At 57.5% G+C, this 24,428-nt stretch carries 20 protein-coding genes; 7 read left to right on the top strand and 13 right to left on the bottom strand.

The window, feature by feature from the left end:
- Positions 1-75: 75 nt before the first annotated feature.
- Positions 76-1,584 (top strand): O-antigen translocase, encoded by a 1,509-nt coding sequence (locus tag J3P73_RS32385; RefSeq protein WP_130705798.1) that lies wholly within the window; start codon positions 76-78, stop codon positions 1,582-1,584.
- A gap of 72 nt (positions 1,585-1,656) precedes the next feature.
- Here J3P73_RS32385 and J3P73_RS32380 read toward each other — a convergent pair whose 3' ends face one another.
- Genes J3P73_RS32380 through J3P73_RS32355 form a run of 6 tightly spaced genes read right to left on the bottom strand, consistent with a single transcriptional unit; the run spans position 1,657 to position 7,188 of the window.
- A complete protein-coding gene (locus J3P73_RS32380) occupies positions 1,657-2,874 on the bottom strand; it encodes a DegT/DnrJ/EryC1/StrS family aminotransferase (RefSeq protein WP_130774386.1) in 1,218 nt (405 codons plus the stop codon).
- Positions 2,871-3,842 carry an NAD-dependent epimerase/dehydratase family protein gene (locus J3P73_RS32375; RefSeq protein ID WP_130707152.1) on the bottom strand — a complete coding sequence of 324 codons (972 nt, stop codon included), beginning with the start codon at positions 3,840-3,842 and terminating at the stop codon, positions 2,871-2,873. The genes J3P73_RS32380 and J3P73_RS32375 overlap by 4 nt, the downstream gene beginning before the upstream one ends.
- Entirely contained in the window at positions 3,839-4,558 is a 720-nt protein-coding gene (locus J3P73_RS32370) for an acyltransferase (protein ID WP_130705801.1), read from the bottom strand. The genes J3P73_RS32375 and J3P73_RS32370 overlap by 4 nt, the downstream gene beginning before the upstream one ends.
- A complete protein-coding gene (locus tag J3P73_RS32365; RefSeq protein ID WP_130705802.1) occupies positions 4,548-5,651 on the bottom strand; it encodes a DegT/DnrJ/EryC1/StrS family aminotransferase in 1,104 nt (367 codons plus the stop codon). The genes J3P73_RS32370 and J3P73_RS32365 overlap by 11 nt, the downstream gene beginning before the upstream one ends.
- Positions 5,648-6,685, bottom strand: coding sequence for a Gfo/Idh/MocA family protein (locus J3P73_RS32360; RefSeq protein WP_018071889.1), 1,038 nt, complete (start codon positions 6,683-6,685; stop codon positions 5,648-5,650). Before J3P73_RS32360 ends, J3P73_RS32365 begins: the two co-directional genes overlap by 4 nt.
- Positions 6,682-7,188, bottom strand: coding sequence for an acyltransferase (locus tag J3P73_RS32355; RefSeq protein ID WP_130657623.1), 507 nt, complete (start codon positions 7,186-7,188; stop codon positions 6,682-6,684). The genes J3P73_RS32360 and J3P73_RS32355 overlap by 4 nt, the downstream gene beginning before the upstream one ends.
- Before the next feature lie 551 nt (positions 7,189-7,739).
- Between J3P73_RS32355 and J3P73_RS32350 the strand changes: the two genes are divergently transcribed.
- Positions 7,740-8,504, top strand: a complete 765-nt coding sequence (locus J3P73_RS32350) for a response regulator transcription factor (RefSeq protein WP_018071887.1) — start codon at positions 7,740-7,742, stop codon at positions 8,502-8,504.
- 224 nt (positions 8,505-8,728) lie between these two features.
- Here the strand turns inward: J3P73_RS32350 and J3P73_RS32345 are convergent, their stop codons facing one another.
- The 7 genes from J3P73_RS32345 to J3P73_RS32315 form a co-directional block, all read right to left on the bottom strand.
- The gene (locus J3P73_RS32345; protein ID WP_130657621.1) at positions 8,729-9,718 is read right to left on the bottom strand and encodes a glycosyltransferase family 2 protein; all 990 of its coding nucleotides are present in this window, start codon (positions 9,716-9,718) and stop codon (positions 8,729-8,731) included.
- Between the two features lie 94 nt (positions 9,719-9,812).
- Positions 9,813-10,859 (bottom strand): glycosyltransferase family 8 protein, encoded by a 1,047-nt coding sequence (locus J3P73_RS32340; RefSeq protein ID WP_245002776.1) that lies wholly within the window; start codon positions 10,857-10,859, stop codon positions 9,813-9,815.
- Positions 10,856-11,908 (bottom strand): UDP-glucuronic acid decarboxylase family protein, encoded by a 1,053-nt coding sequence (locus tag J3P73_RS32335; RefSeq protein WP_018071884.1) that lies wholly within the window; start codon positions 11,906-11,908, stop codon positions 10,856-10,858. Before J3P73_RS32335 ends, J3P73_RS32340 begins: the two co-directional genes overlap by 4 nt.
- A gap of 45 nt (positions 11,909-11,953) precedes the next feature.
- A complete protein-coding gene (locus tag J3P73_RS32330) occupies positions 11,954-13,447 on the bottom strand; it encodes a sugar transferase (RefSeq protein WP_130657816.1) in 1,494 nt (497 codons plus the stop codon).
- Between the two features lie 7 nt (positions 13,448-13,454).
- Complete coding sequence (locus J3P73_RS32325) at positions 13,455-14,321, bottom strand: WecB/TagA/CpsF family glycosyltransferase (protein ID WP_018071882.1); 867 nt, start codon at positions 14,319-14,321, stop codon at positions 13,455-13,457.
- 625 nt (positions 14,322-14,946) lie between these two features.
- On the bottom strand, positions 14,947-17,073 hold the full coding sequence (locus tag J3P73_RS32320; RefSeq protein WP_207580220.1) for a right-handed parallel beta-helix repeat-containing protein: 2,127 nt from the start codon (positions 17,071-17,073) through the stop codon (positions 14,947-14,949).
- Positions 17,070-18,389, bottom strand: coding sequence for an O-antigen ligase family protein (locus tag J3P73_RS32315; protein ID WP_130773234.1), 1,320 nt, complete (start codon positions 18,387-18,389; stop codon positions 17,070-17,072). The genes J3P73_RS32320 and J3P73_RS32315 overlap by 4 nt, the downstream gene beginning before the upstream one ends.
- Positions 18,390-18,840: 451 nt before the next feature.
- On the opposite strand from J3P73_RS32315, the gene J3P73_RS32310 reads away from it, so the two are divergent.
- From J3P73_RS32310 to J3P73_RS32290, 5 genes are read left to right on the top strand one after another with little or no spacing between them, the layout of a single operon-like run.
- Positions 18,841-18,999 (top strand): hypothetical protein, encoded by a 159-nt coding sequence (locus J3P73_RS32310; protein ID WP_018493932.1) that lies wholly within the window; start codon positions 18,841-18,843, stop codon positions 18,997-18,999.
- Positions 19,000-19,008: 9 nt separating this feature from the next.
- On the top strand, positions 19,009-19,959 hold the full coding sequence (locus J3P73_RS32305) for a glycosyltransferase family 2 protein (RefSeq protein WP_130718565.1): 951 nt from the start codon (positions 19,009-19,011) through the stop codon (positions 19,957-19,959).
- Positions 19,956-21,056 (top strand): glycosyltransferase family 4 protein, encoded by a 1,101-nt coding sequence (locus tag J3P73_RS32300; protein WP_207580219.1) that lies wholly within the window; start codon positions 19,956-19,958, stop codon positions 21,054-21,056. Before J3P73_RS32305 ends, J3P73_RS32300 begins: the two co-directional genes overlap by 4 nt.
- Complete coding sequence (locus tag J3P73_RS32295) at positions 21,050-22,192, top strand: glycosyltransferase family 4 protein (RefSeq protein ID WP_130774388.1); 1,143 nt, start codon at positions 21,050-21,052, stop codon at positions 22,190-22,192. Before J3P73_RS32300 ends, J3P73_RS32295 begins: the two co-directional genes overlap by 7 nt.
- A complete protein-coding gene (locus J3P73_RS32290) occupies positions 22,189-24,387 on the top strand; it encodes a GumC family protein (RefSeq protein ID WP_130691935.1) in 2,199 nt (732 codons plus the stop codon). Before J3P73_RS32295 ends, J3P73_RS32290 begins: the two co-directional genes overlap by 4 nt.
- Positions 24,388-24,428: the final 41 nt, after the last annotated feature.

Here is a 24,428-nt window from a genome sequence, read left to right as displayed (position 1 = left end):
ACGCGAAAAGCACGTGCTGCAATCGACCCCGCGTGCGATTGAAGGCCAGCACGGGATAACGGACATGGGCATTCGATGACGTTGCGCATGACCCCACCCAGCAGCCCGACCTACACCCAGATCCTAAAATCGACGATGCTGATGGGCGGCTCTTCGCTCGTCAACGTCGCACTCAGCATTATCAGAAACAAAGCCATGGCTGTTCTGCTCGGGCCGGAAGGCGTGGGACTGATGGGCCTTTACGGGTCGATCCTCGATATCGCCCAGGCGATTGCCGGGCTTGGCGTGGGCAGCAGTGGCGTGCGCCAGATTGCCGAAGCTGCGGGCACCGATGACGCAGAAACGATCGCACGATCAGCAACAGTGCTGAGACGCATATCGATAGTGCTCGGATTATTTGGTGCGCTCCTTCTTGCCGCGTTGGCATTCCCGGTCTCAAATTTCACTTTCGGCGACTACCAGCATGCCGGTGGCATTGCATTGCTGTCGCTGGCAATCTTCTTTCGACTGGTCTCTGCAGGGCAGACTGCATTGATCCAGGGCCTGCGCGGCATTGCCGATCTTGCCCGTATCAACGTGCTCGCCGGGCTTATCGGCACGGCTGTCAGCATCCCGCTGATCTATCTGTTCGGCCTGCAGGCGATCGCACCGTCCCTCGTGGTGATTGCGGCTGCCTCAATCCTCCCGACCTGGTGGTACAGCCGGCGGATCTGCCCGCATCCCTCGCCAATGCCCACGCGCCAGTTCGGTCGGGAAGTGTCCGCACTGCTCAGGCTCGGCTTCGTCTTCATGGCAAGCGGGCTTCTGACCTTCGGCGCAGCTTACGCCATCCGCCTCATCGTGCTGAAGGAGGGCGGCGTCATGGCGGCTGGATTGTACCAGGCGGCCTGGGGCCTTGGCGGTCTTTATGCCGGCTTCATCCTGCAGGCGATGGGGACGGATTTTTATCCGCGCCTGACTGCGGCAGCCGAGAACAATGCCGAATGCAATCGGCTGGTCAATGAACAGGCGGAAATCAGCATGCTGCTCGCTGGCCCCGGCCTGCTCGGCACCTTGACGCTTGCACCGCTCATGATGAGCCTGTTCTATTCGGCGGAATTTCATGGGGCAGTCGATCTTCTGCGCTGGATCTGCCTTGGAATGATGCTGCGGATTATTTCCTGGCCGATGGGTTTCATCGTCGTGGCGAAGCGTACCCAGGCGATTTTCTTCTGGACGGAGGTTGCGGCGGCGGTCGTGCATGTGGGGCTTGCCTGGCTCTTCGTATCGCTGCTCGGTACGCAAGGAGCCGGTATGGCGTTTTTTGGCCTCTATGTCTGGCACAGCATCCTGATCTATGTGATCGTGCGGAAGCTGACCGGTTTTCGCTGGTCCGCCGCCAATCGCAGACACGCGCTGCTTTTCTTGCCCGCATCGGGACTGGTATTCCTGATGTTCTCGATTTTGCCGCTGTGGCCGGCGACGGTGATTGGCTTCGTCGCCGTCGCTCTGTGCGGGCTCTATTCGCTGCGCATGCTGATCGACCTGCTTCCGCCGGAGTCCGTGCCAGCAACCATCCGCGGATGGATCACGAAATCAGCATGACGAACAATGCGCGCATCCGGAGATACGCGCATTGTTTCGTTATGCAAATTGCTACGTCAGGCAAATGCGGGTTCAGGCGACAGCGACATCCATGGCACGTTGCACGCTGGAGGCTCCGACGGTCGCTTCCGCAAGGGCTGCGCGAAGTGCCTCAACAACCCGGTCCATGTCAGACAAGGTCATCTGGGCATAAAGCGGCAGGATTATCGTTTGCTGTTGCGCAGATACGCTTCGCATCAGGCTCATGGCAGCGCGGTGGGAGCTCTCACCAGAATATGCTTTCTCCAGATGAATGTTCATCACCCCGCGCCGGGTCGAGATCCCCTGATCGAGCAGGGTCTGCATGACGGCGCGCTGGTCGATCGTATCGGCCAGTCTCACACAGAAGCTCTGCCAGTTGCTGCGAGCCCAGCGCGGCTCGGTCGGCAGAGAAAGCCCGGCAATCGTCGACAGACGTTCGCAATATTGCTCGGCAAGCAGCCGGCGCTGGGCAACCAACTCCGGCAGCCGCCGCAACTGCTCGCGTCCGACGGCCGCCTGAAGATCGGTCATCCGGTAATTGTAACCCAACTCGTCATAGTCTTCGAAGATGACCTGTTTCGAGCCGTGACGAACGGCATCGGTGACGCTCATGCCATGCTGGCGCCAGAGCCGGAACTTCCGGTCATATTCGGGATTGGCCGTCGTCAACATGCCGCCATCGCCTGTCGTGACGACCTTCCTGGGGTGGAAGGAGAAGCAGGCAATGTCGCCATGCGCTTTGCCGATCTTTTCCCAACGGCCGTCCCACAGGATTTCGCTTCCCGTCGCACAGGCTGCATCCTCGATGACCGGTATCTGATGGCGCTTGCCGATCTCCACGATGGCGCGGAGATCGCAAGGCATGCCGAGTTGATGCACGCAGAGAATTGCCCTGGTGCGAGGCGTGATTGCCCTTTCGATCAGACTGGCTTCGATGTTGTAACCATCTTCTTCAATATCGACGAAAACAGGCACCGCATCGCAGTAGCGAACCGCGTTTGCGGTCGCGATGAAAGAATGGCTGACCGTGACGACTTCATCACCGGCGGATACGCCGACCGCCTTCAGGGCCAGATGCAACGCGGTCGTGCAATTGGACATGGCGCAAGCATGCGCGGCGCCCACAAAGGCAGCGAATTCACGCTCGAAAGCCGCGACTTCCGGCCCTTGCGTCACCCATCCCGACAGAATAACGCGGCGCGCAGCCTCAGCCTCTTCCTCCCCGAGGACGGGTTTGGCGACCGGAATTGTGGATTGAGATGAGCTCATGCAGCCGCCCCCCCTGCGTTTGTCTGCATTTGCCACCAGGCAACGAGATCACGAAGCCCTTGCTCCATAGAGATCTCCGCCTTGAAGCCGAGGAGCCGTTCGGCCTTGCTGATATCGGCAAGGCGACGGGTCACACCGTTGACCGTGCGGGCCTCTTTGTGCTGCGGTTCGAGTGAGGAACCCATAATGTCGCTCAGCATCTTCGCGAGTTCCAGCAGGCTTATTTCCTTGCCGCTCGCGACGTTGAACACTTCGTCCGTGACATCGCTTTTGGCGGCCAGAATGTTTGCGCGGGCGATGTCGCGTGCATCGACGAAGTCCATCGTCTGGCTACCATCCCCATAGATGAGGGGCGGCATCCCGGCCATCAGGCGTTCCATCCAACGGATCAGAACTTCCGTATAGGCGCCGTAAACGTCCATGCGCGGCCCATAGACGTTGAAGTAACGGAGCGCGACATAGCGCAGGCCGTACATCTCCGCAAAGCTACGCATCAGCCCCTCGTTGAATGTTTTCGCCGCGCCGTAGATCGTCCGGTTATTGTACGGATGATGCTCTTCGGCCGTTGGAAAATTCTCGGCAAGCCCCAGAACGGAGGCGGAAGAGGCAGCAACTACCTTCGATACGCCCGCCTTGACGGCGGCTTCGAGAACGTTGAACGTGCCCTCCGCAAGGACATCGAAAGCCAGCCGTGGCTCTTCGGCGCATTGCGTGATGCGGATGGCGGCCTGATGGAAGACGATGTCGACGCCTTCGAAGACTTTTGCCAGAAGCGCTCTGTCGCGGATATCTCCGTCGATGATCTTAAGAGGCGCGCTTGATATTGCCGAGCTGAGATTGTCCCGGCGCCCGCGCACGAAATTGTCGAGGACGATGATCTCGCGAGGTTTTTCCAATGCGACAAGATCAGCAATATGCGAGCCGATCAGACCGGCACCGCCGGTAATGAGCACCCGTTTGTCTCTCATGATCTTCCCTCACGCAACATGTTCGTCATCGGATCATTATCCGAACGCCAACGTATGAATTTTGCAGGGACACCTGCGGCGACTGAGTACGGCTCGACGTCGGAAACGACAACTGCCCCCGCTCCAACGATCGCCCCCTTCCCGATGGTCACGCCGGGAAGAATGGTCGCATTCGTTCCGATATCGGCCTCTGCACAGATTCGTACCGGCCTGATTTCAAGATCCGTGCGAATGATCGGCACATCCAAGGGCAGTGCCGTGTGGGTCGAGCCAAGCACCTTGGCGCCAGGTCCCCACCCGACAGAATCCTCGATCACGAGATCGCGAGCGTCGAAATAGGCCATCGGCCCGATCCAGACATTGTCGCCGATCTTGCATCGGCCGTCGAAGCGACCCTGGATATAGGCCTGAGCCCCGATGAACACCCCATTGCCGATGTCGAACGTCTCGGGATGTTTGAAACCGGCACCGCCTGCAACCTGCAATCCTGTGCCACAGCTCCGCGCGATGGCTTGCCAGATGGCTTTTCGCATCAGAGTATCGATGACACCGTCACCGGTCGCGAAACGACCGTAGAGTTCAATCAGGCCAGCGCGCCCGTATGACTGCCTGAGTTCTTCGGCCAGCCCGGCCTGGTAGGCAGGGTCCGCCGGCCTTTCATGACGGCCATGGACCGCCTGCACGATCCGGGCCTCGCCCGCACGATTAGCTGACATAGGTGTTCTCCAGCGCGGCGGCCACCTGGTCGACGTGCCACGCCGGCATCTCGGGATAGATCGGCAGCGAGAGGACCTCCCGTGCGGCAGCTTCCGAGATTGGGAAATCGCCTGCCTTGTAACCAAGGTCGGCATGGGCCTTCTGCAGATGAACCGGGATCGGATAGTGTAGCCCGGACTGAATGCCCTCTTCGCTCAATACGCGCTGAAGCTGGTCGCGATCGCGGCTTCTGATGGCATAGACGTGATAGACGTGGCGCCGGTCGGTGATTTCAACAGGCGTCCTGAGGTTCGCCGAACCGCCAAGCAGCAACGAGTAGCGGCGTCCATGGGCGCGCCGCGCTTCGGTCCAGGCTTCGAGATGCCGGAGCTTGATGCGCAGGATCGCGCCCTGAATGGCATCCATGCGGTAGTTGAAGCCCTTCAGCAGATGGTGATAGCGCTGTTCCTGGCCCCAGTCGCGCAGCATGCGCATCGTCTTGGCCTGATCGTCGCTGTTCGTGACGACCATACCCCCCTCGCCGCAGGCGCCGAGATTTTTGCCGGGATAGAAGCTGAAGCAGCCTGATGTGCCGATGCTGCCGGCGCGCGCGCCTTTGTATTGCGCTCCGTGCGCCTGGCAGGCGTCCTCGATGACCGCTATACCGTGATGGTCGGCAATCGCCTTGATCGCGTCCATGTCAGCCATCTGACCGTAGAGATGGACGGGAACAATGGCCTTGGTTCGGGGTGTAATCTTTGCCTCGAGTTGAGATGGATCCATCGTGAGCGTCACCGGCTCGACATCGACGAATACCGGCCGCGCGCCTGCGTAGCAGATCGCCGATACGGTCGCGACGAAGGTGAACGGCACGGTGATGACTTCATCGCCGGGGCCCACGCCTGCCGCGAGAAGCGACAGATGCAGGGCACTCGTCCCGGTGTTGACGGCTATCGCATGTTTGACGTTGCAATAGTCCGCGAATTCCTGCTCGAGGCGAGCGACCTCCTCGCCCAGTATGTATTGCCCCGAGGCCAGAACACCGAGCACGGCGGCGTCGATTTCGCTCTTGATGGATTGATATTGTGCCTTGAGGTCCAGGAACGGGATCATGCAATGCGCCTCGCCTCTTCAAGCTCGATGATACGACCGCGCTGGGCGAGCGATCGGCTTGCGGCTTCAAGGATGCGAACGACCCGCAACCCGGCTTGGCCATCCGTAATGGGCCGCGAATTTTGCTCGATGCAATCGACGAACTGATCCAGTTCGCGTTTCAACGCCTCGGTCATATCGAGCTTGGGCGCCCACATGTCGCCGCTGCGGTAGCCGACCATCATCTGATGCACCTTCTCGCCATATGCATCGGAATTGGGGCACATGGTGATGCCCTTGTCATAGACCTTGATCTTTTCGCTGGGCTCCAGATCGTCATAGACGATCATCTTGCTGCTGCCGCCGATCAGCGTGCGGCGCACCTTGACCGGGGCCAGCCAATTGACGTGGATATGTGCGATGAGCTTGCTCTCGAAGAAAAGCGTCAGATAGGCGATGTTCTCCGGCTCGCCGAGCACATGGCTCATGCCCGTCGCAGAAACGGCTACCGGCCTTTCCTGCACAACATGGTCCAGGATGGAGAGATCATGCACCGCGAGGTCCCAGATGACGCTGACATCGTGCTGGAAGAGCCCCAGATTGACCCGAACCGAGTCGTAGTAATACATGTCGCCGAGGCCGCTTTCGACCAGTTCGCGCATCTTGCGGACGGCGCCGGTATGGACGAAAGTATGATCCACGGCCAGCACGAGGCGTCTGCGCGCGGCTTCTTCGACCATCCGCGAGGCTTCCTCCGTCGTCGAAGCCATCGGCTTTTCGACGAAGACATGCTTTCCGGCCATCATAGCCTGCATTGCGAGCTTGAAATGGGTGAAGACCGGCGTCGCGATAGCGATGGCGTCCACTCTCGGATCGCGCAGGACTTCCTCGAAATCATCGGTGATCGTCACTGCGGGGTAGCGGCTTTTGACAGCCGCCAACCGTTCGACATTGAGATCACAGACTGAAATGAGCTGCGCGCCGGCCGCTTCCGAGATGTTACGAACCAGATTCGGACCCCAGTACCCATACCCAACAACGGCGATACCGATCATTGCACTTCTCCCAACGCTTGCATGTTGACTGATCGGTCATGAACGCGACCGATGATCCTGGCCGGAACGCCGACAACAATGGCGCCGTCGGGCACATCCTTGGTTACAACCGCGCCGGCGCCGACCTGTGCGGCTTCTCCGATGATCACGCCAGGCAGAATGGTGGCGTTGCTGCCGATCGACGCGTGGCGCTTTACCAGGGTAGGGATGAGGACCCAGTCGGTCTCCGTCTGCAGGCTGCCATCCGGATTGACGGCGCGCGGGTATGTGTCGTTCGTAAACATGACCCCGTGGCCTATGAACACGCCGTCTTCCAGCGTCACGCCCTCACAGAGGAAGGAATGGCTGGAGATCTTGCAGTCTTTTCCGACGATGACGTTCTTCTGAATCTCGACAAAGGTGCCGATGCGCGTCCCTGCGCCGATCGTGCAGCCGTATAGATTCACAAGATCTCGATGATGGATGACGCTGCTGTCATCCAGCTTGACGTTTGATGCAATCATCCCTGCAAAATCCCTACTCCTGAACAAGCCCCGACTTTCAGTTGAAACAAACAATCGCTTGATTGCGCCCAAGGTTTCACACCGACAGGACTAATATTTCTCTACGCTCCAAAGAGAATTGTTTTCTCCATCTGAGTAAAGAAACAAAACGTTTAAGGTTATTCACCTAAAGGCGTATCTACTTATGACGACTTACGCCTTGGTTCATGCCCTCGACCAACATTGGTGGCGGGTCACCTCTCGCACCTGTCGCCAGGCCTACGCCGGAGACAGCGATTGTTTCCATGCATTTAGTGGCCCTCGCCAAGATGCGGTGTAACGACGGAGACTATCCTTCAGGCTGCCTAGTAATAGTTAAGTCTACCTCAGATTTATCTTTCTATTTCCGCCTTGCAATGAAAGTTGTGCGCTACTTAGCCTATATTAGCTACTGTAACGTTCCGCGAATTGTGGTATTCAATTCCTACTTTAGAGTTTCCTAAACCCCCGTATTGAGAGGGGTTGGTACTCGGGCCGTAGTGGGGCGTAACGTGTTAGGGGAGGGTGAAGCTGTGAATTCAGCACTTATACCGAATTTAGACCTTAGGCAGGAAAACTTAGCCTTTCCCATTAAGATAGAAAGTAACTCGAACGCACTTGCCCTGTCGGCAAGACAAACGCATTCGCTTGTCATTCTCGATAATCGTGAACTCGATCGGCAATGCTTGGCGCAATGCATGGCTGCCCAAAAGGCGGATCTGCAGATTCTGGCATTTGGATCAATTGAGGAATGGAAGCAGAAGCGCGACGAATATCCTCCGCTTTCGGCAATCCTCTTGAATGTCGGCGGCAAAAAGATCGATGAACCGGCCATTTCGGAGCAAATCCGGAATCTTTCGTCGGAATTCGCATCGACGCCACTCATCGTACTGGCTGATAGCGATGATTTCGGCCAAATCGTTAGGGCGCTTGAGTACGGAGCCAAAGGGTTCATACCCGCCTCAGTCAGCGTCAGTGTATGTATGGAGCTGATCGCGCTGTCAGTGGCAGGAGGAATTTTTGTGCCTGCAAGCGCCCTGTTCGCCATGCGTCACTTGCTGGACTCGAGCAATTCGACCGCCCGCCCGCTCGCCGGCATATTCACGGATCGTCAGGTTGAAGTCGTGGAGGCGCTCCGACGCGGCAAGGCGAACAAAATTATCGCTTATGAGCTTAATCTGCGAGAAAGCACGGTAAAGGTGCATGTTCGCAATATTATGAAAAAGGTCAAAGCAACGAATAGGACGGAAGTCGTGTTCAAGCTCAACGACCTGTGCCAGACCAGTATTTCGGCATGAGTGTGAATAAGGCGTTATACTAATCGTTGTTTTCGTATCTTGGAACCACAGTCTTGCTCAAATCACCCCGGTGGCGCGAATGCGTCACCGGGTCTTTTGATATCGGGGCCCCCTCCACCACGTCTCCCGCAATCTTGGCATGAGTAGCGCGATCGAGCGCTGAACCGCCCGACTGTTGTTTGCGCGTACTTGGGGATGAACTAACCTAGCCCGGTCCTACCTATTCATCCTGCAACTCGTCGCCCGATAGAATTCAAGGCGCACCAGTACCTTGGGCCGATTGTTTGCTTGCAGACCAACTTGATCCAGGGCAATGAATTTCGCACCTCGGGAGAAACCTCGAGAGCAAAGCGCTGAATAGCCACGGCTGTGGGAACATCGAAATTATTGAATGCCATGCCGGCCAGCCGAACCGCCTCTTTCCCGAGATCCCTGGCAAGAAAACGTCTTAGTTTCTCATCGTTCCTGAGGCTTTCCGCGCCTTGGCGAAACAGAATATCGAAAGCCTGTTTTCTTTGTCGAAGGTCAGGAAGGATACTTTGTCCATAGTATTGTAGCGACATGTTCGAAGCATGTCTGCGGTATACTGCCTGGTCTTCGTTGATGTAGCCGACCCCAGCATGTGATGCGAGCCGCAGCCACATCTCCATATCACCGGCATGCGGCAGTTCCTTATTATAGCCGCCGACCTGTTTTTGCAGCGTCGTTCTCACGACGGCCGTCGGTGTGGGAACCAGGTTGTTTGCTCCACTCAACCGTATGAATTGCGGACCGGACAATACCTGCATGGGAGGCACACCATTGTCGCCGAGAGGATCGACGCGCTTACTGACGCCACTCGGCTCAGCTATGAGCGCGTTCCCGAACGTAAACCCCACCTGCGGATGATTGCGCATCAGCTCGGAAGCGCGCCCCAGCGCGCCCGGCAAGAGATAATCATCCGCAGAGAGAAGCAGGAATAAGTCGCCGCCCGCCCACTCGATTCCCCCGTTATAGGTGGCGATATGGCCCTTGTTTGCCGTGTGCCGCCGATAGGTGACCCGTTTGTCCCGGGATGCCAGAGCCATTCCGACTTCCGGCGTATTGTCTGGCGAGCAGTCATCCAGAATAAGCACGCGCACATCGACGCCTGCTTGTGAAAGAACACTTCCAACACATTCCTCAAGGAAATGAGCGTAGTTGTAGCAGGGAATGACGACATCAACGCTGTGCAACCTTGTTCCTCCGCAGGCAATCGTTTCGTTCGGAGCATTTCATCGAACCCGAACTCGGCTTCGTTTCGCTCTTACGCGTTCTTCGCTCCCCGATTCACTGGCGCGACGTCGATGCGTGTGCCCGCATAGTCGATTTCGTGCAGGACCATGCTGCTCTCAACAAGGCGGATCGGGCAAGCAGCCGCGAGCCTGCGCGCTTCAGGCCACTCTGGACGCGCGCCCACCGGGTAAGCGCAAAACGGGTCCGGGACCGAAACGTATCGTAGAAGGCGATGTTCGGGCTCAAGCTTCCTGATTTCCAGGGCTTCACGTTGGTCACGAAATGAACGATCGCGAGCTTCTGCTCGAGCGCGATGCGGGCGATCGCCTGCGTTGGCTCGAACTGAAAATTCCAGGCGCGGTCCAGGATCTTCCACTTTCCGTCGCAGGCAAAGTTAAGAGCGTCCTGATCCGAATATTCCGTCGTCGGAAAGCGGTCGAGATAGTCCAGAGATCGTTCCGATATTCGCTCGTTTCGCCATTTTTCAAGGTCGATAAGAAGAATGCCGGCGTTAAAATAACGTTCGACGCGAGGGCCGCCGGTTGCACCTGGTCCATTGCGCACCACATTGTCCAGCCAGTAGTCCGGTACAGCGCCGATCACTGCCTCGCCGAGGTCAGTATTCCACAACTGTTCAAGCGCAGTCAGGACCAGGATGTCGCCATCCAGATACAGAACCCGATTGCAGGTCTGCGGAAGGAACTGCGGCAAAAGGAGCCTCGCGAAGGTCATCCTCGAAACGCCAGGGCGAGTGGAAAATCCGCTTGCGAAGGACAATGTGGCGATGGGATGCCACTGAATGACTGCAGAATTTGCGGGCAGAGAATCAAAGATCAGTTGCTTTGTTTCTTCGCCTATTCCCTCATGAACGACATGGATATTCAGGGGCCATGCGCTTCGGTTATTCTCGGCGACCGATCTAAGGGCGGTCGCCAAGGGAACGGCGTAGGCCGCATCGACCGCAAAGACGATGGGCCCCAACCGCTGTGTTGCACCCGCAGGGGCGGCTCCTTTTCGTATGCTATGCACATTCATGTTTCCGGCACCATCCCATCGAAAGAACACGAGCTTCGACTTGCAATGATCGACGTTGCTGTTCACGGCCCGATTGATACGGCTTCCTGAACGGGAAGGCCGACGGCCGGGGTAGGCAGATTGGTGTAGGCCGTTCGCGAGGACTGGACGCCAAGCGTGCTCTTGACGCCGCCAGAGAGCTTCCACTCGAAATAAGCAATCGTTCTCTCAAGCCCCTCACGAAGGTTCACCTTCGGCTGCCAGCCCAGTTGTTGCGTTGCGCGGCTGATATCCGGCTTGCGCTGTGTCGGATCGTCAACCGGCAGGTCCTTGAAGACGATGCCGGACTTCGATCCGGTCATTTCGATCACCATTTCTGCCAATTCACGGACCTGGAATTCTCCTGGGTTACCGAGATTGATCGGACCCGTAACGCCAGCCGGCGCCCCCATCAGGCGGATGAAGCCCTCAATCAGATCGTCTACATAGCAGAAGGAGCGCGTTTGCGTGCCGTTGCCGAAGATGGTGATCGGCTCGTTTTGAAGCGCCTGAACGATGAAATTGGAGACGACGCGGCCGTCATTGGTCTGCATGCGCGGCCCGTAAGTATTGAAGATGCGCGCTACGCGGATTTCCACGCCATATTGACGATGGTAGTCGAAGAACAATGTTTCGGCACACCGCTTGCCTTCGTCATAACATGCCCGCGGCCCTATGGGATTGACACTGCCTCGATATTCCTCGGGCTGAGGGTGGACTGCCGGATCGCCATAAACTTCGCTCGTGGATGCCTGGAAGATCTTCGCCCTGGTGCGTTTTGCCAAGCCGAGCATATTGATGGCCCCGTGCACATTGGTCTTCACGGTCTGTACGGGGTCGTGTTGATAGTGGACCGGAGACGCCGGACAGGCGAGGTTGTAGATCTCGTCGACCTCCACATAGAGCGGGAAGGTAATGTCATGGCGAAGCACCTCAAAGCGAGGATCGTCAAGAAGATGCAGCACATTGTCGCGCGAACCGGTGTAGTAATTGTCCACGCAGAGGACGTCATTGCCCTCTCGCAAAAGCCTTTCGCACAGGAATGATCCCAGAAAGCCGGTGCCGCCGGTTACCATAATTCGCTTTTGTCCGTGCATTGGTGTGCTCCGTTGTTGACGGTTGCCTCGCGAAAGCGAGGATGGTCAGTAGGCTCCCCTGCGCTTGAAGACCGCAGGGATTGTGCTGAGAAGAATTTGGCAGTCAAACCACAGCGACCGGTTGTCGATGTAGAACTCGTCGAGTTGCTGCTGCAGCTCGATATCCGCATTGCTTCGTTCGGATATTTGCCAAAGGCCCGTGAGCCCCGGCGTGACGGAACGGCGCTTGTTTCGAAATTCGCCGTCCATAGCCAGGAGGTGATATTCCGGGAACGGACGCGGCCCGACGATGGCCATCTGGCCGGCAATGATGTTTGCCAATTGCGGGAGCTCGTCGATGCTCGAAGAGCGCAGCATATGTCCTATAACCGGAAGGATGCGCGGATCGTCCTTGAGCTTGAAGTGGCTCAACCACTCGGCGCGCATAGCAGGGTTGTCTCGGAACAGTGCCTCAAGGCGCTGTTCTGCATCTTGGTACATCGTCCTCAATTTCAGGACGTGCACCGGCTTGCCGGATCGCCCTTCCCTGGTATGCCGGAAGAAGACGGGACCTGGATCGATGGCATAGATTGCGGCCGCTGCAAATGCGATGAATGGCGCGACCACGATCATTGCAGGGATGGCGATTGCGAGATCGAGGATTCGGCGAACCAGATCCGCGTTGACCCAACTCCCACCGGTGGTGAGGCGAATACCGATCTCTCCGCCGACATCCACAGGTCGCAAACCGCTTACCTTGAGGCTCGGCGTGTCGGACAGCAAAATGACTTCGGCGAACTTCCGACGCAGCCCCGCCAAGTCGGGTATAAGCGAGCCTGTGTCGCCCGCAATCACGGCAATGGATGGCACGCCATCGGGCAATGCCTCCAAAGTATCAGGGGAAAATGGCTCCGGCCTGATGCCATACTGCCAGCGGCTCTTGAAATGGGCCACCAGAGCGGGAGTAAGGTTGCACCCCCCTATGACAACCGCGCGCTCGCCCCAGATTCCAAGTCTCCAGCATAGGCCTCGTGCAAGCCAATGCACAAGCGGCTGAACAATCAGCCCGAGAGCGAGGAACCCAATAACGGCAAGCAGCAGTCGTTCCCCTTCCGGCAGGATAATTGCTGCGAATGCCGTCAGGACGGCCACCTTGACGGCAGCCATGGTGCGCCGCCGCAGATGTTCGTGGTCATGCAACCGATATCCAGGATAGAGGCCGGCCGATGCGTAGAGAACAATGGCAGCGAGCGCTGCGATCGTGAACGTGCGCTCCGCTATCGTGCCCTCCGAGCCGCTGGGGAGAAAGGACAGGAGAGCAAAATAGGCAATCAAATAACCTGCAATGTCGCCGGCGACCAGGATGGACGAGGTTGCAAGCCGAGGAAGCCGGCGCCGTAGCGCGACGGGCATATTCGGCCCTGCCCGTACAAAGGGATCGGCGGGCTTGGCTGCGATGGGTGGCACGGAACCTGCCGGAATCGCCCGCGCCGCCATGTCATTTGATATGGCTGCCTTCGACGGACCCGGTGTCATTGCTGGCGACGCAAATAAGGACATGATGGCTTTACACCTTTGCAGCTGCTGCTTTTGGCGCGCTTGATCCAAAAACCGCGTCTTCGATCGGAAACTTCCGAAGTCCCAGTCTCTGGAATGCCGTCAGTGAGATGAAGGTCGGCACGACGAGCGCATAGCGCCGCCACAGCCGTCGCGGCTCGCATAAAAGACGAAACGCCCATTCGAAGCCGCTTCTTTGAATGAACCTTGGAGCCTGCCGCTTGAGGCCGGCGTGGAAATCGAATGCGGCTCCGACACCGATGAGCATCGATGCTTGCAGACTATCGCGCATGCGCGCCATCCAGAGTTCCTGCTTGGGACTGCTCAGCCCGACCCAGATGATATCGGCACCCGACCGATTAAGCCGGTCAGCAATATCCGTTTCCTCCTGCGTCGACAGTTTGCGAAAAGGCGGCGCATAGGTGCCGACGATCCGTGCTTGCGGAAATTTTGCCAGAAGGCGTGCCTGCAGTTGTTCGAGCGTTTCGGCCGTTGCACCATAAAGGAAGTGGCGCAAGCCCTTGGAGCTGCCGGCATCGAAAACGGATAGCATGAGATCCGGTCCATAGACCCTGTCGCTTTCGGCATGACCAGCACGCTTCAATGCCCAAACAAGCGGCATGCCGTCGGGAGTTACGAGGAAAGCCCGGTTATGTATCGACCGAAGCTCGGGATCATCTTGACAGCGGACGATGCCGTGTGCGTCGCGAACGCAAACATATTCCTTCCTGCCGTCTTCGATCGCTTTTTGAATAAATCCAGTCGCGCTTTTGAGATTAACTGCCGAAACGCGAACACCAAGGACATTCGTCCATTCAAAGGAACCCTTTGGATGAAGAACTGAAGTCTGGCTGCTGCCTGCTGTTTGCTTTCCCATGACCTACGCTTTCGCGATCGAAACTGTCATCAGAATATCCCGGCAGGCCGATTGCCTCCATACTTGCGGCTCCAGCTATTGGACGTAGAAGAGATTTCAACTTTACGTCTTATGCCGCGATGACGTACAATATTCGAAGTAAGTCTATGTACCCCTCAGCTTACCCTGTTGCTCTTTTTGATGACCGTTGGCCCGAAATAGCGCTTCGACCCGCGCAGAGCTGCAGAAGCTATTCACTCAAGCGTGATCAAAGCTAGTGAGGCTTGAGCACAAACAAAGCCGGAAAGAGAGAGTTCAGGGAATTCCTGTGTACTCCTGAGCAGGTGGAACACTTGAGCCTGGCAGGATCTTCGGACGGATCTGGCCGCGGCTTCGCCTGGACACTCAAAAGGCCTTCACCTTGACGCGATCGATCATTCGACGGCTCGGCGGGAGCCTCGCGCAGGATGCGAGTTGGGCAAGGGTTGGAATTTCGCTTTGAGATCGGCTCGCCACGCTCGTCTGGTCACCGTTCCTGCCTGCGGCAGTTACCAGCAGCGCGTGCACGCCATAACCGGAGGGTGTTCCAAGTCGCCATAGCTGCGGACTTGTCGCCGCAGGACACCGCTCGTCGAGGCTCCTTTCGTTACTCGGGCGGCGCGACTACGCTTCCGGTGTCCGCCCCAGCCTTCTGAAGATCTCCTAGACTGCCAAATTCTCCCGAACGCATGATTTCCGGATTTATCCTGAAGCTCTTGTTGTTCAAGTTGCCGCTGTAGCGGTTGCGCGCGAATTGCACAAATCCAGGCCCAAGATCGGGAGTGTTGACATACGCTACAATGCCGCTGTCATTGTTAACCGATACAACATTCTCCTCAATACGATTAGGGCGCGCCCATGGCGGACGCCAACCCCTGCCGGTACCGATATCAACGCGAAAAGCCGCGCCCGATCCGTGTGTGATGACGTTTCCCGCCACCAGGTTGCTCCAACCGCCGTTGATACCGATCGCCGCGACGTTGCCCGAGAGCGTATTTCCCTCGATACGCAGCCCGCTCGCCTTCCCATCCGTATAGATCGCCCAGCTGATAGGAGACGGCCATTCGCTGGTATTCTCATATCCGGGAGGCCAGAAGGTCCCATCGACCCTGTTCATGAGATGACCGGTCCCGGTCACCAGATTGGAGCGGATGGTGCTGTTCAAAGGATCTGCCTGCTCGCCCATCATCTTGATGGCGCCGCCATCTGCGGTCTGCTGATTGGCGTTACGGATCTCGTTATGCTCGATGATAGCGTTATAGACGGCGTCGTTGGAACCCCACAGCGAACCGCCGGCGATTCCGAACTGCGCCGTGTTTTCGATCAGGTTGTCGGCGATCCTGACATTGTCAGCCGCCTGGAACCATATTCCGGCGGTTTCAATGTAAACCTTTCCGATGTCATGGATATGGTTTGAAAGGATCCTGCAGCCGTTCGACTTGCCGAACGTGCCATAATTTGTGCCGACGTAAATCCCGTTGCCAGCCACATCCGCAATCACATTGCCGGCAATCAACGCATCCTTGCTTTCCGTCACATGGACCCCGACGCCGACGTTTTCGATGCTGTTGCCGAGAATCTTGACGCCATCAGCGTGTTCGATCCGTATGGCGCCAAATCCTCTGGTTTCCGTATAGAACTTGCCGCTGCCTTCAGGAGCTCCATCTCTAAACTCGAGCCCTGATACGACCATCCCATCGGCCCCATCCAATTTGAAGAATGTCGGCAGAATGCCAGCAACGACGACGGGATTGGGTAACGACTGATCGACAGGGATATAATGAAGCTGGCCCGCGACAAGGTCGTACCACCACTCTCCGGGAGCATCGAGCAAGGCCTTGGCTCCGGTTAGGAAATAGCGGCTCCCTTCTGCGGTAAAGAAATAGCCTGTGCCTTTCGTATAGACAGTCCGGCCTGCGCCATCGATGGATACAACTGGGAGCGTGTCATTGCCCCACTGGCTTCCCGGTTGATACCCCCCAACGATGTCCACGACCAGCCCACTTGTATCACCCACTGCCGGAAGATCGCCGGCATGGAAACAAAAGCGCGTGTTTCCTTCCCACACGTCGATGGCAGGCTCGCACTTTGCGGCAAACAACCATCCCTTGCGTGGATCGCCATCAGCGGGAGCGTTGGGATATCGAGCCCGAGTTTGGCGTTTCCCATTGACGAAAAGGTCACCGACCCCTTCATCAGGTGGCAATTTCAGCGGCGCCGTCCAGCGACCATCGGCCTGCTGGGCCCAATTGCGCACGCGTAGCCCCCCATGCAAAATCGGCGCTTCATTGCATCTTGCCGTGAGGATCAAGCCCCTGTCGCGGGGGTCAAAGACGATCGGCTGAGTAAGGTAGTAATCGCCTTTACCCAGCGCGATTGTGTTGGTGCCGCCCTTCTCACGGGCAGCATCACGGGCTCTTTCAATGCTGGCGAAAGGGCCGTCGCCGCCCTGCTGATTTGCTGTCGGAAGGAGGCCACTCCAGGTGTCTTTGCCATCGGGAGAAACGTAAAATATCGTCCGCGCCCCAGCGCTGCTGCTCAATACGTCGCTTAAAGAAGTCCCATTCAACTTGGCTGAGAAAGTCGCGGGAGCTTCCGCGCAAGTCGCCTCCCTGACGAGCATCTGCAAGCGCTCAGGCGCATCTATCTCGGTCCCGACTGGAGCCGGATTGCCGGACTGCGGAAAGAGCATGACAGGCAAAATGCTCAGGATCAGTTCAAAACGCCGCCTCATGATATCTGCAACCCGCTCGCAAGGCCACGCGAGGGCGCCTGCCAAGATGGCGAACGGCTGATCGAAACGACGGGCGCGTACAGCGAAAACATGATGATGGCTGCGGTAAACAGGATGAAGATGGTGTCATTCTGAGCGAAAAAAATACTCTCAGTCAGATTCATCACCAGAATCATGATCGTAAAGACATTGAGCCAGAGCCACCCGTACTGCGGGTCATGACAATGAAGGGTCGCGCCCTGGCGGATTGCATGGAGAAGCAGCAGAACAAACGGAATCATTCCCATTATTCCAAAGCTCAACAAGATATCGCGGTATCCATTATGCGCGTGAGGCGCCGCCCATCCGATCTTTAGCCACATGCGCGTCGCTTCGGGGTTCGCGGTTGTCCAGAAAGCCTGGTAACCGTAGCCAAACATCCAACGATCGGATATTTCGCGATCAACCAGCTCCCACAATGGCACCCGACCGGTCAGAGTCGCGTCCTTGCCGAGCGCTTCAAGGGCCGGAACCAGGAATTCGTGAAGCGAAATCAGAATGGCGACAGACAGCTGAACGAAAAACAGGACGATGACGACGCGGCCAATGCTGCTGCTTTTTTGCAGGAGGGAATAAAAGCCGATCAGGCAATACGCCACTGACGTTGCAATGATCGCGGTCATCGATCCGGAGCTTGCAAGGCAGACCATACCCGCGGCCAACAAGATGAACGCGGTTCGCCGCAGGCCGAGCGTCCCGTCGATCAGCACGGCCGACGCCACCAAGATCATCAGAGACGCGTACCAACCCAGGACGTTCTTGTGAATGAAAATGCCCCGCATAGTACCATCCGGCATACTGGCAAGGCTTGGTGACACCACTGACAAAACCACGCTGAGGACGATGCAGGCTCCCAGGGTCACAAATAACAGGAACAGCAGCTGCCTTGGCGTGAAACGTATCGCCAGGACATAGGAAAGAAGCACGCAAAACAAAAGGCCGATTGCGCGCCTCAAGGTCGTTGGAGGTCCTATTGACCAAAGGGTGGACAAAAACGGCAGGACAAGGATCAGGGGAACAATCAGATTTCGCCTGAGCGCCATTAGAAATTGCGGAAAATTGCGTATCAGGATCACGATTGTAAATACATAGACAGGAAAGCAAGGAAGACGCAGTATAGATTTGGCGGATTCGCTGAGCGTTCCGTCCGCATCGGCCAGGATAAGTGGCAGAAAGGCGCCTGCCTGAAAGAAGAGGGATATGCCGGCGCCCCAGCATTCTATGGCCCGCCAACTAATCGTCGGTCCGCTGGCAGTTCGGAGGCTATCTACTCTCATTATCCGTCCCGACTGACTTGAAAAGACAAGCGACTGTTGATCGCCGCAGATCAAAAAACAGGTGTCGGCCTTCGTGCTGCACTGCTCTCAAGCAATCATCCAGCCACATCCGCAGTCAACCTGTCCTAGCGAAGGGCGGGCTACGCCTAATGCACCTTCGCTCCACCCAAAGACGGTGTTGTGCGTAAGCTTTCAGCCGGTATTCACCCAAAAGGCGGGTCTTCATATCCGCCGATTGCCCATAAGAGCAGATGTTGCGCATGTCCGTTCACCGCTACCGTGGCGATGAGTGTCTTGTGAAGCGTGGTGGGTAAGCCGCGGTTCCACTGGAATGAGGCAACAATTCTGACAGAGGCTCTCTCTGCAGTCGAAGCCTGGAAGGTTTAGGATTACTATGTTTCTGCGTCACGATCCTAGTTCTCTATGCAACACGACGGGCGCTCTACTCGCCGTGGCGATCTCAACGGCTCTGCGCGACATGCTGTTCGGCCGACAAGGTCTTTTGGATATCACCGTCACCGAGGCTCCGAACCTCGATGGCTGCGTAAAGGTCGACGTCCTAAGCAACTTTGCGCTGCTGTACAGCGGTGCATCGCCGCAACTCGCCTGAGAGCGCGTCATGGAGCAGCCGGCCCTCAGTGTCCTCATCAATAATTACAACTACGCTCGCTTCGTTGAGCGGGCGATAGACAGCGTGTTGAGCCAAGACGCGCACAACGTCGAGATAATCGTCGTCGATGACGGCTCCACCGACCAGTCGCGGTCCGTTCTGGAAGCGTATGACAGCCGAGTGAAGGTGATCTTTCAGGAGAACGCGGGACAGGCCGCTGCGATCAATACCGCTGTGGGATCAAGCATGGGCGAGATCCTCTGTTTTCTGGATGCCGACGACTGGTGGGCGCCGAGCAAGCTGTCGGCGACGGCTGCAGCGTTCCGCGCAAACCCTCAAGCATCGCTCGTCTATCACCGACTGCAGCCAACGCTTGTCGATGGCACGCTGACTTCCAAGCCGATCCCTCGAAGTCTGTGTTCGGGCGCTTTGTCGCCACTACTCACCAGATCGGCTGGTTGGTGGCCTTTTCCGATGACGTCAGCCATCGCGGTACGACGTAGCGCGTGGAATGCTGCGGGCAGCATTCCCGAACAATTCCGCATATCAGCCGACGCCTGGCTCGTGGGGATCTATCCGTTTCTGGGAGACGTCATTGCCATGCCGGATCCGCTTGGATTCTACCGCATCCACAATAACAACTGGTATCGCTCGACCGAGGATGCCACCACGCTAAGGAGGCGGATGACGCACTGGCAGCAAACTGTTGAAGCAACGAACCTGTTTCTCTCAGCCCATCAACTGCCGGCAAGACTACATCTGACGGATCACTATCCCTATCGCATCGCGTCGGCAAAGCTGCAGGGAGCCGATGCACGCACCCGGTTCAAGCTTGCCGTCGAAGGCCTCTTCTTTGCCGGCGAACCGAACCTGCTCAGGCGGACGCGCGATAGTTTGCGCTCGGCGCGCGGCCTGTCACGGTTCGGTCTGGACGTCGGCTTGTCGGAGGCAGCGAAATGAAGGCGCTGCTATTGGTCTCCGAACTGGAAGACTATACCATCTCATTTGCCAGCGGCGTTGCCCAACACCTGAACGTTGTGCTTGCCGTGCCACGCCGGCGCTATGCACATCTCGCCTCCTCCATCGATCCGGCTGTCGATCTGCACCTTCTGGACTGGCCGAGACACCGTTCTCTCTCCAATCCCTGGTTTCTGTACCAGCTTACGCGTCTGATCCGGCGGGAACGGCCGAACCTCATTCATCTCCTCAGCAATTCGACACTTTGGCTGAACCTCGCCGTGCCGTTCTGGCGCCCGATCCCGCTTGTGACGACCATTCATGACGTGGAAATCCATCCCGGCGATTCCGATACGCGTACGCTGCCCGGCTGGGCCCCCGAATTGATGGTGAAGCAATCTGGACATCTTGTCGTCCACGGCGAGGGGCTGAAGCGGCTGGTCCTTAATCGATATTCAAAATCGGCGGACTGTGTCCATGTCCTGTCGCATCCCTCCATCCTTCGCTATGCGGAGCTCGCCCGGCGACAGAAGATGGCGCCGCGCGAAGCGGATGGAACTATACGCGTCCTGCTCTTCGGACGGATTTTCGCCTACAAGGGCCTGGAACATCTGGTCCGGGCCGAGGCGATGCTCAAGGACGTACTTCCCAACCTGCGCATCACGGTCGCAGGCCGTGGCGACAATCCGCTGATCTTCCAGCCGCTCATGGGAGATGCCGGCCGCTACGATATTCGCAATCGTTTTATCGAGGATACAGAGGTCGCCCAGCTTTTCCTGGACACCGACATCGTCGTGCTTCCCTATACGGAAGCATCCCAAAGCGGTGTGCTCAACCTTGCCGCCGCATTTGGCAAACCGGTCATCGTTACGGATGTCGGCGAGTTGCGGGGCACCGTTCAGCTCAACGGGTTGGGAATGGTGATCCCTCCCGGAGATGCCAAAGAGCTCGCGGCGGCTATCAGGACATTGGCAGACAACGGCGAGCTTAGAAACAATTTCGGTGCAAATGCGCTCGAATGGGCCAAAGGACCGAATTCGCCTGAACGGGTCGGCGCCCAGGCCGCGGCCGTTTATCGGGAGGTGGTCGGGTCATGCTGACGGAGGCCCTCACGGACAGAAGTCGACTGGCAGCACGGAGCGCGGCCAGCGTCCGCCACTATGTTTCGGGCGGCTGCGAGAAAGGCGGCGGCATTGGCAGGCTGGTCGGATATATAACAGAGACGGCGAAAGAGACCGGCACGAAACATTTCGTCACCGATACCAGAGGGGCTCGATGGTCCAAGGTGACGTCACCCGCACGCCTGCTCAGAGCCATCCTGACGATGGCAAAGGACCGGATTGTTGCGCCAGCCCGCATTCACCATATCCATATCGCTGGCCGCGGCAGCACCTCCCGAAAACTGATCCTGACCGAGGCTGCCCGATTGTTCGGGTGCTGCCACATATTGCACCTGCACGACTACGACTACGGCGGCGACTTTGAGAAACGCTCGCCGCGCCAACAACGGCTCATACGTCGGATGTTTCAGAATGCCGATTGCGTTGTGGCGCTCGGCCGGCGCGATCGCATGACACTGACGACACTTTTGGGCGTGGACGAGCGCCGCACGGTCGTTGCCCATAATTGCGTCCCCGATCCCGGGGCACACAATATTCGCGTCGGTCAGACACCGTTGATCGTATTCCTTGGCCGGTTGAGCGAACGCAAGGGGGTCACGGAGCTTCTGTTGGCCCTGAGCCACCCGGTCATGAAAGAACTCCAGTGGCGGGCCGTACTGGCAGGCGACGGACCTGTCGAGGATTATCGCCGTCAGGCTGACGCCATGGCGCTTTCAAATCTGGTAGAGATGCCCGGCTGGCTTGACGCCGATGAGGCGCGAGCCCTGTGTGCGCGTGCAGATATCCTGGTCTTGCCTTCGCACGCCGAAGGTCTGGCAATGGCCGTGCTCGAAGGGCTGTCCCACGGGCTCGCCGTCGTCACCACGCGTGTTGGGGCGCATGACGAAGTCATTACCGACGGTGAAACCGGCATCTTCGTCCCAGTCGGAGACCAGGATGCCCTGGCCGCAGCCCTGGCGAAGCTGGTGTCCGATCCAGAAATCTGCATCCGCCTCTCAGTCCAGGGGCGCGCACATTATCTCAACCATTTCAGCATGAGGGCCTATATGCGGTCGCTCGAGAAACTTTACGAAACCGTTTCCGCGAAACCTCAAGCAATGGTTAGCGCACGATGACGATTTCCACTGTTCCGCCGGACCGCAACCTTCCGATCTCACAGATGCGCTACGATCCTCGCTTTCAGGTGGAGACCAAGGCGGACAACTTCGATCTATCATCCGCCTTCCGTCTCGTCCGGCGAAGAATGATCATGATCATCGCGATAACCGCGCTTCTGATGGCGCCCACGGTGATTATTATCTCTGGGTTGAAGCCCGCCTATCAGGCCTGGGCCCGATTGATTATCCACCAGCCTCTCGCAACATCACTTGGTGCCGACGAAAGCCACAGTGATCTACTTGACGCGAAATCGGAGACTGAGCGGCTTCTATCCAGAGGCATCGCAGAGCGAGTCGTCCACGAACTGCAGTTCAACGTGCGGCCGGAATTCAATCCGGCGCTGCGCGAGATCTCGTTCATTGACACGATCCGGGCAAAGTTGCGCGGCCTGTTCGACACGGAAAAACCCACCTCGCCTGTACGCGACAACATCGACGCCATCATCCCGGAATTTTTTAGGGCGCTCGGCGTGTGGCACGAAGATAAGAGTGACGTTATTCAGATCAGCTTCACTTCGAATGATCCTGAACTCGCAGCCGCGGTCCCGAACCGGATCATCAGCATTTACCTCGATGAACGGAAGGACAGTCTCGGTGGCCGTCTGGATTCAGCGCAAGAATGGATCCGACAGCGCATCACCGAACAGCAGGCTCGCGCCGATATTGCTCGCGACGCTGCCCGCAACTATCAAGAATCGATGGACGTCGTCTCGAAAGAGGACGCTCAGGATGAACGGATCAAGTCACTCATAGAAGTCACTGGCCGCGAAGGGAAAATCGAAGAAAGCCGGCTTGAGGTCAAGGCGACGATATCCACGCTGGAAGCAGCGGATAACGCTTCGGTCGCTGCGGAGAATATCGCCGTCCCCGACAACATTGCCACAAAGCAACGCGATCTTCGCGCACAGGAGCAAGATCTCGCCCGCCTTCTTCAGACATATGACGGCAATGCCGAGGCCGTGGTGGATTTACGTGGAAAGATCCAGGAATCCCGTGCCGATCTCAACCTTGCGACCAAGCAATATCTCCAAACAATGCGCGCCAAGCTCGCCGCACTTGATCACGAAGCTATGTCAATACAATCCATCTTGGCTGAGGCTCATGAAAAACGCACACGCGATGCCATGGTGCAGACGGAATTGACGCGACTGCAACATATCGCCGACAAGGAACAAACGGCACTCGACAAGCTTGAGGATCAGCGCCGTGACCTCGCCGCGAAGGCCATGCTGCCGGGGGCGGAATTGGAAGTTCTATCACCGGCTTCAGTGCCGATCGCGTCACAGGGACGTGGACGGCTTTTCTATCTGGTGGGCGCCCTCCTGGCTGCAATCTCGGGAGCCGTAACGGCTGCTTTCGTGATCGAAATGTCGGACCGGACAGTCCGGAGTTTCGACCAAATAGCTGCAATGGCGCGTACGATCCCGGCTGGACTAATCCCGCGTCTGGCGCGGTGGGAAAATTCGAAAACGATGTTCGAACATATGCCCGTCCCGATGTTTGACGAAGCAATCCGTACCGTGGTGCTTTCACTCAAGCAGTCCAATGGCGGCAAGTTACCGAACAGTATCGTCGTTACCTCGGCCCACAGCGGGGAAGGCAAGTCGCTTGTCGCGAGATCGCTGGCTATCGAACTTGCCGCCGCCGCAATTCCGGTGCTGCTGGTCGATGGCGACCTTCGGCGGGGAAAACTCGATTCGTTTTTCAGGTCGGGGTTAATGTACGGACTGAACGAATTCTTGAATGGTCAGGCCGATATCCGCGACATCGTCTACCGCCATCCAAGCGGTATCGACTTCATTCCATCTGGAAGATTTAGTCTCCAGCGGCGCACCCGTTCGAATGGCCTGGCAGAAATCATCGAGATGGCGGGCGCGGCCGGCCAGATTGTTATCTTCGACAGCGCGCCTGTGCTCGCCTCGACAGATACCGTGCATTTGACTGCCCTGGCGGAAAGAACACTGGCGGTTGTCAGATGGGGAAAGACGAGCCGCCGCGCGGTCGAGTTCAGCCTGCAGCAAATGAAAGGCTCGCGAAATTCTGAAATTGTTGTTGCGATCAACAATGTAAATCCCAAATTGCACGCGCTGTATAATTTCAGTGACTCGGAACTGTTTTCGAAATCCCTGATGAAATACTATAACTTAAAATAATGAATACTTCGTATATAGGGCGCGAGCGGTCACTTTTACGA

Origin of the sequence: Rhizobium ruizarguesonis (assembly GCF_017357285.1) — a bacterium.
Taxonomy (GTDB): Bacteria; Pseudomonadota; Alphaproteobacteria; order Rhizobiales; family Rhizobiaceae; genus Rhizobium; species Rhizobium ruizarguesonis.
This window is presented reverse-complemented; position numbering and strand designations above follow the sequence as displayed.

Coding starts and splice junctions, on each gene's coding strand:
- J3P73_RS32385 (WP_130705798.1), top strand. CDS start 76: ATGACGTTGCGCATGACCCCACCCAGCAGCCCGACCTACACCCAGATC.
- J3P73_RS32380 (WP_130774386.1), bottom strand. CDS start 2,874: ATGAGCTCATCTCAATCCACAATTCCGGTCGCCAAACCCGTCCTCGGG.
- J3P73_RS32375 (WP_130707152.1), bottom strand. CDS start 3,842: ATGAGAGACAAACGGGTGCTCATTACCGGCGGTGCCGGTCTGATCGGC.
- J3P73_RS32370 (WP_130705801.1), bottom strand. CDS start 4,558: ATGTCAGCTAATCGTGCGGGCGAGGCCCGGATCGTGCAGGCGGTCCAT.
- J3P73_RS32365 (WP_130705802.1), bottom strand. CDS start 5,651: ATGATCCCGTTCCTGGACCTCAAGGCACAATATCAATCCATCAAGAGC.
- J3P73_RS32360 (WP_018071889.1), bottom strand. CDS start 6,685: ATGATCGGTATCGCCGTTGTTGGGTATGGGTACTGGGGTCCGAATCTG.
- J3P73_RS32355 (WP_130657623.1), bottom strand. CDS start 7,188: ATGATTGCATCAAACGTCAAGCTGGATGACAGCAGCGTCATCCATCAT.
- J3P73_RS32335 (WP_018071884.1), bottom strand. CDS start 11,908: ATGCACGGACAAAAGCGAATTATGGTAACCGGCGGCACCGGCTTTCTG.
- J3P73_RS32330 (WP_130657816.1), bottom strand. CDS start 13,447: ATGTCCTTATTTGCGTCGCCAGCAATGACACCGGGTCCGTCGAAGGCA.
- J3P73_RS32325 (WP_018071882.1), bottom strand. CDS start 14,321: ATGGGAAAGCAAACAGCAGGCAGCAGCCAGACTTCAGTTCTTCATCCA.
- J3P73_RS32320 (WP_207580220.1), bottom strand. CDS start 17,073: ATGAGGCGGCGTTTTGAACTGATCCTGAGCATTTTGCCTGTCATGCTC.
- J3P73_RS32315 (WP_130773234.1), bottom strand. CDS start 18,389: ATGAGAGTAGATAGCCTCCGAACTGCCAGCGGACCGACGATTAGTTGG.
- J3P73_RS32305 (WP_130718565.1), top strand. CDS start 19,009: ATGGAGCAGCCGGCCCTCAGTGTCCTCATCAATAATTACAACTACGCT.
- J3P73_RS32300 (WP_207580219.1), top strand. CDS start 19,956: ATGAAGGCGCTGCTATTGGTCTCCGAACTGGAAGACTATACCATCTCA.
- J3P73_RS32295 (WP_130774388.1), top strand. CDS start 21,050: ATGCTGACGGAGGCCCTCACGGACAGAAGTCGACTGGCAGCACGGAGC.
- J3P73_RS32290 (WP_130691935.1), top strand. CDS start 22,189: ATGACGATTTCCACTGTTCCGCCGGACCGCAACCTTCCGATCTCACAG.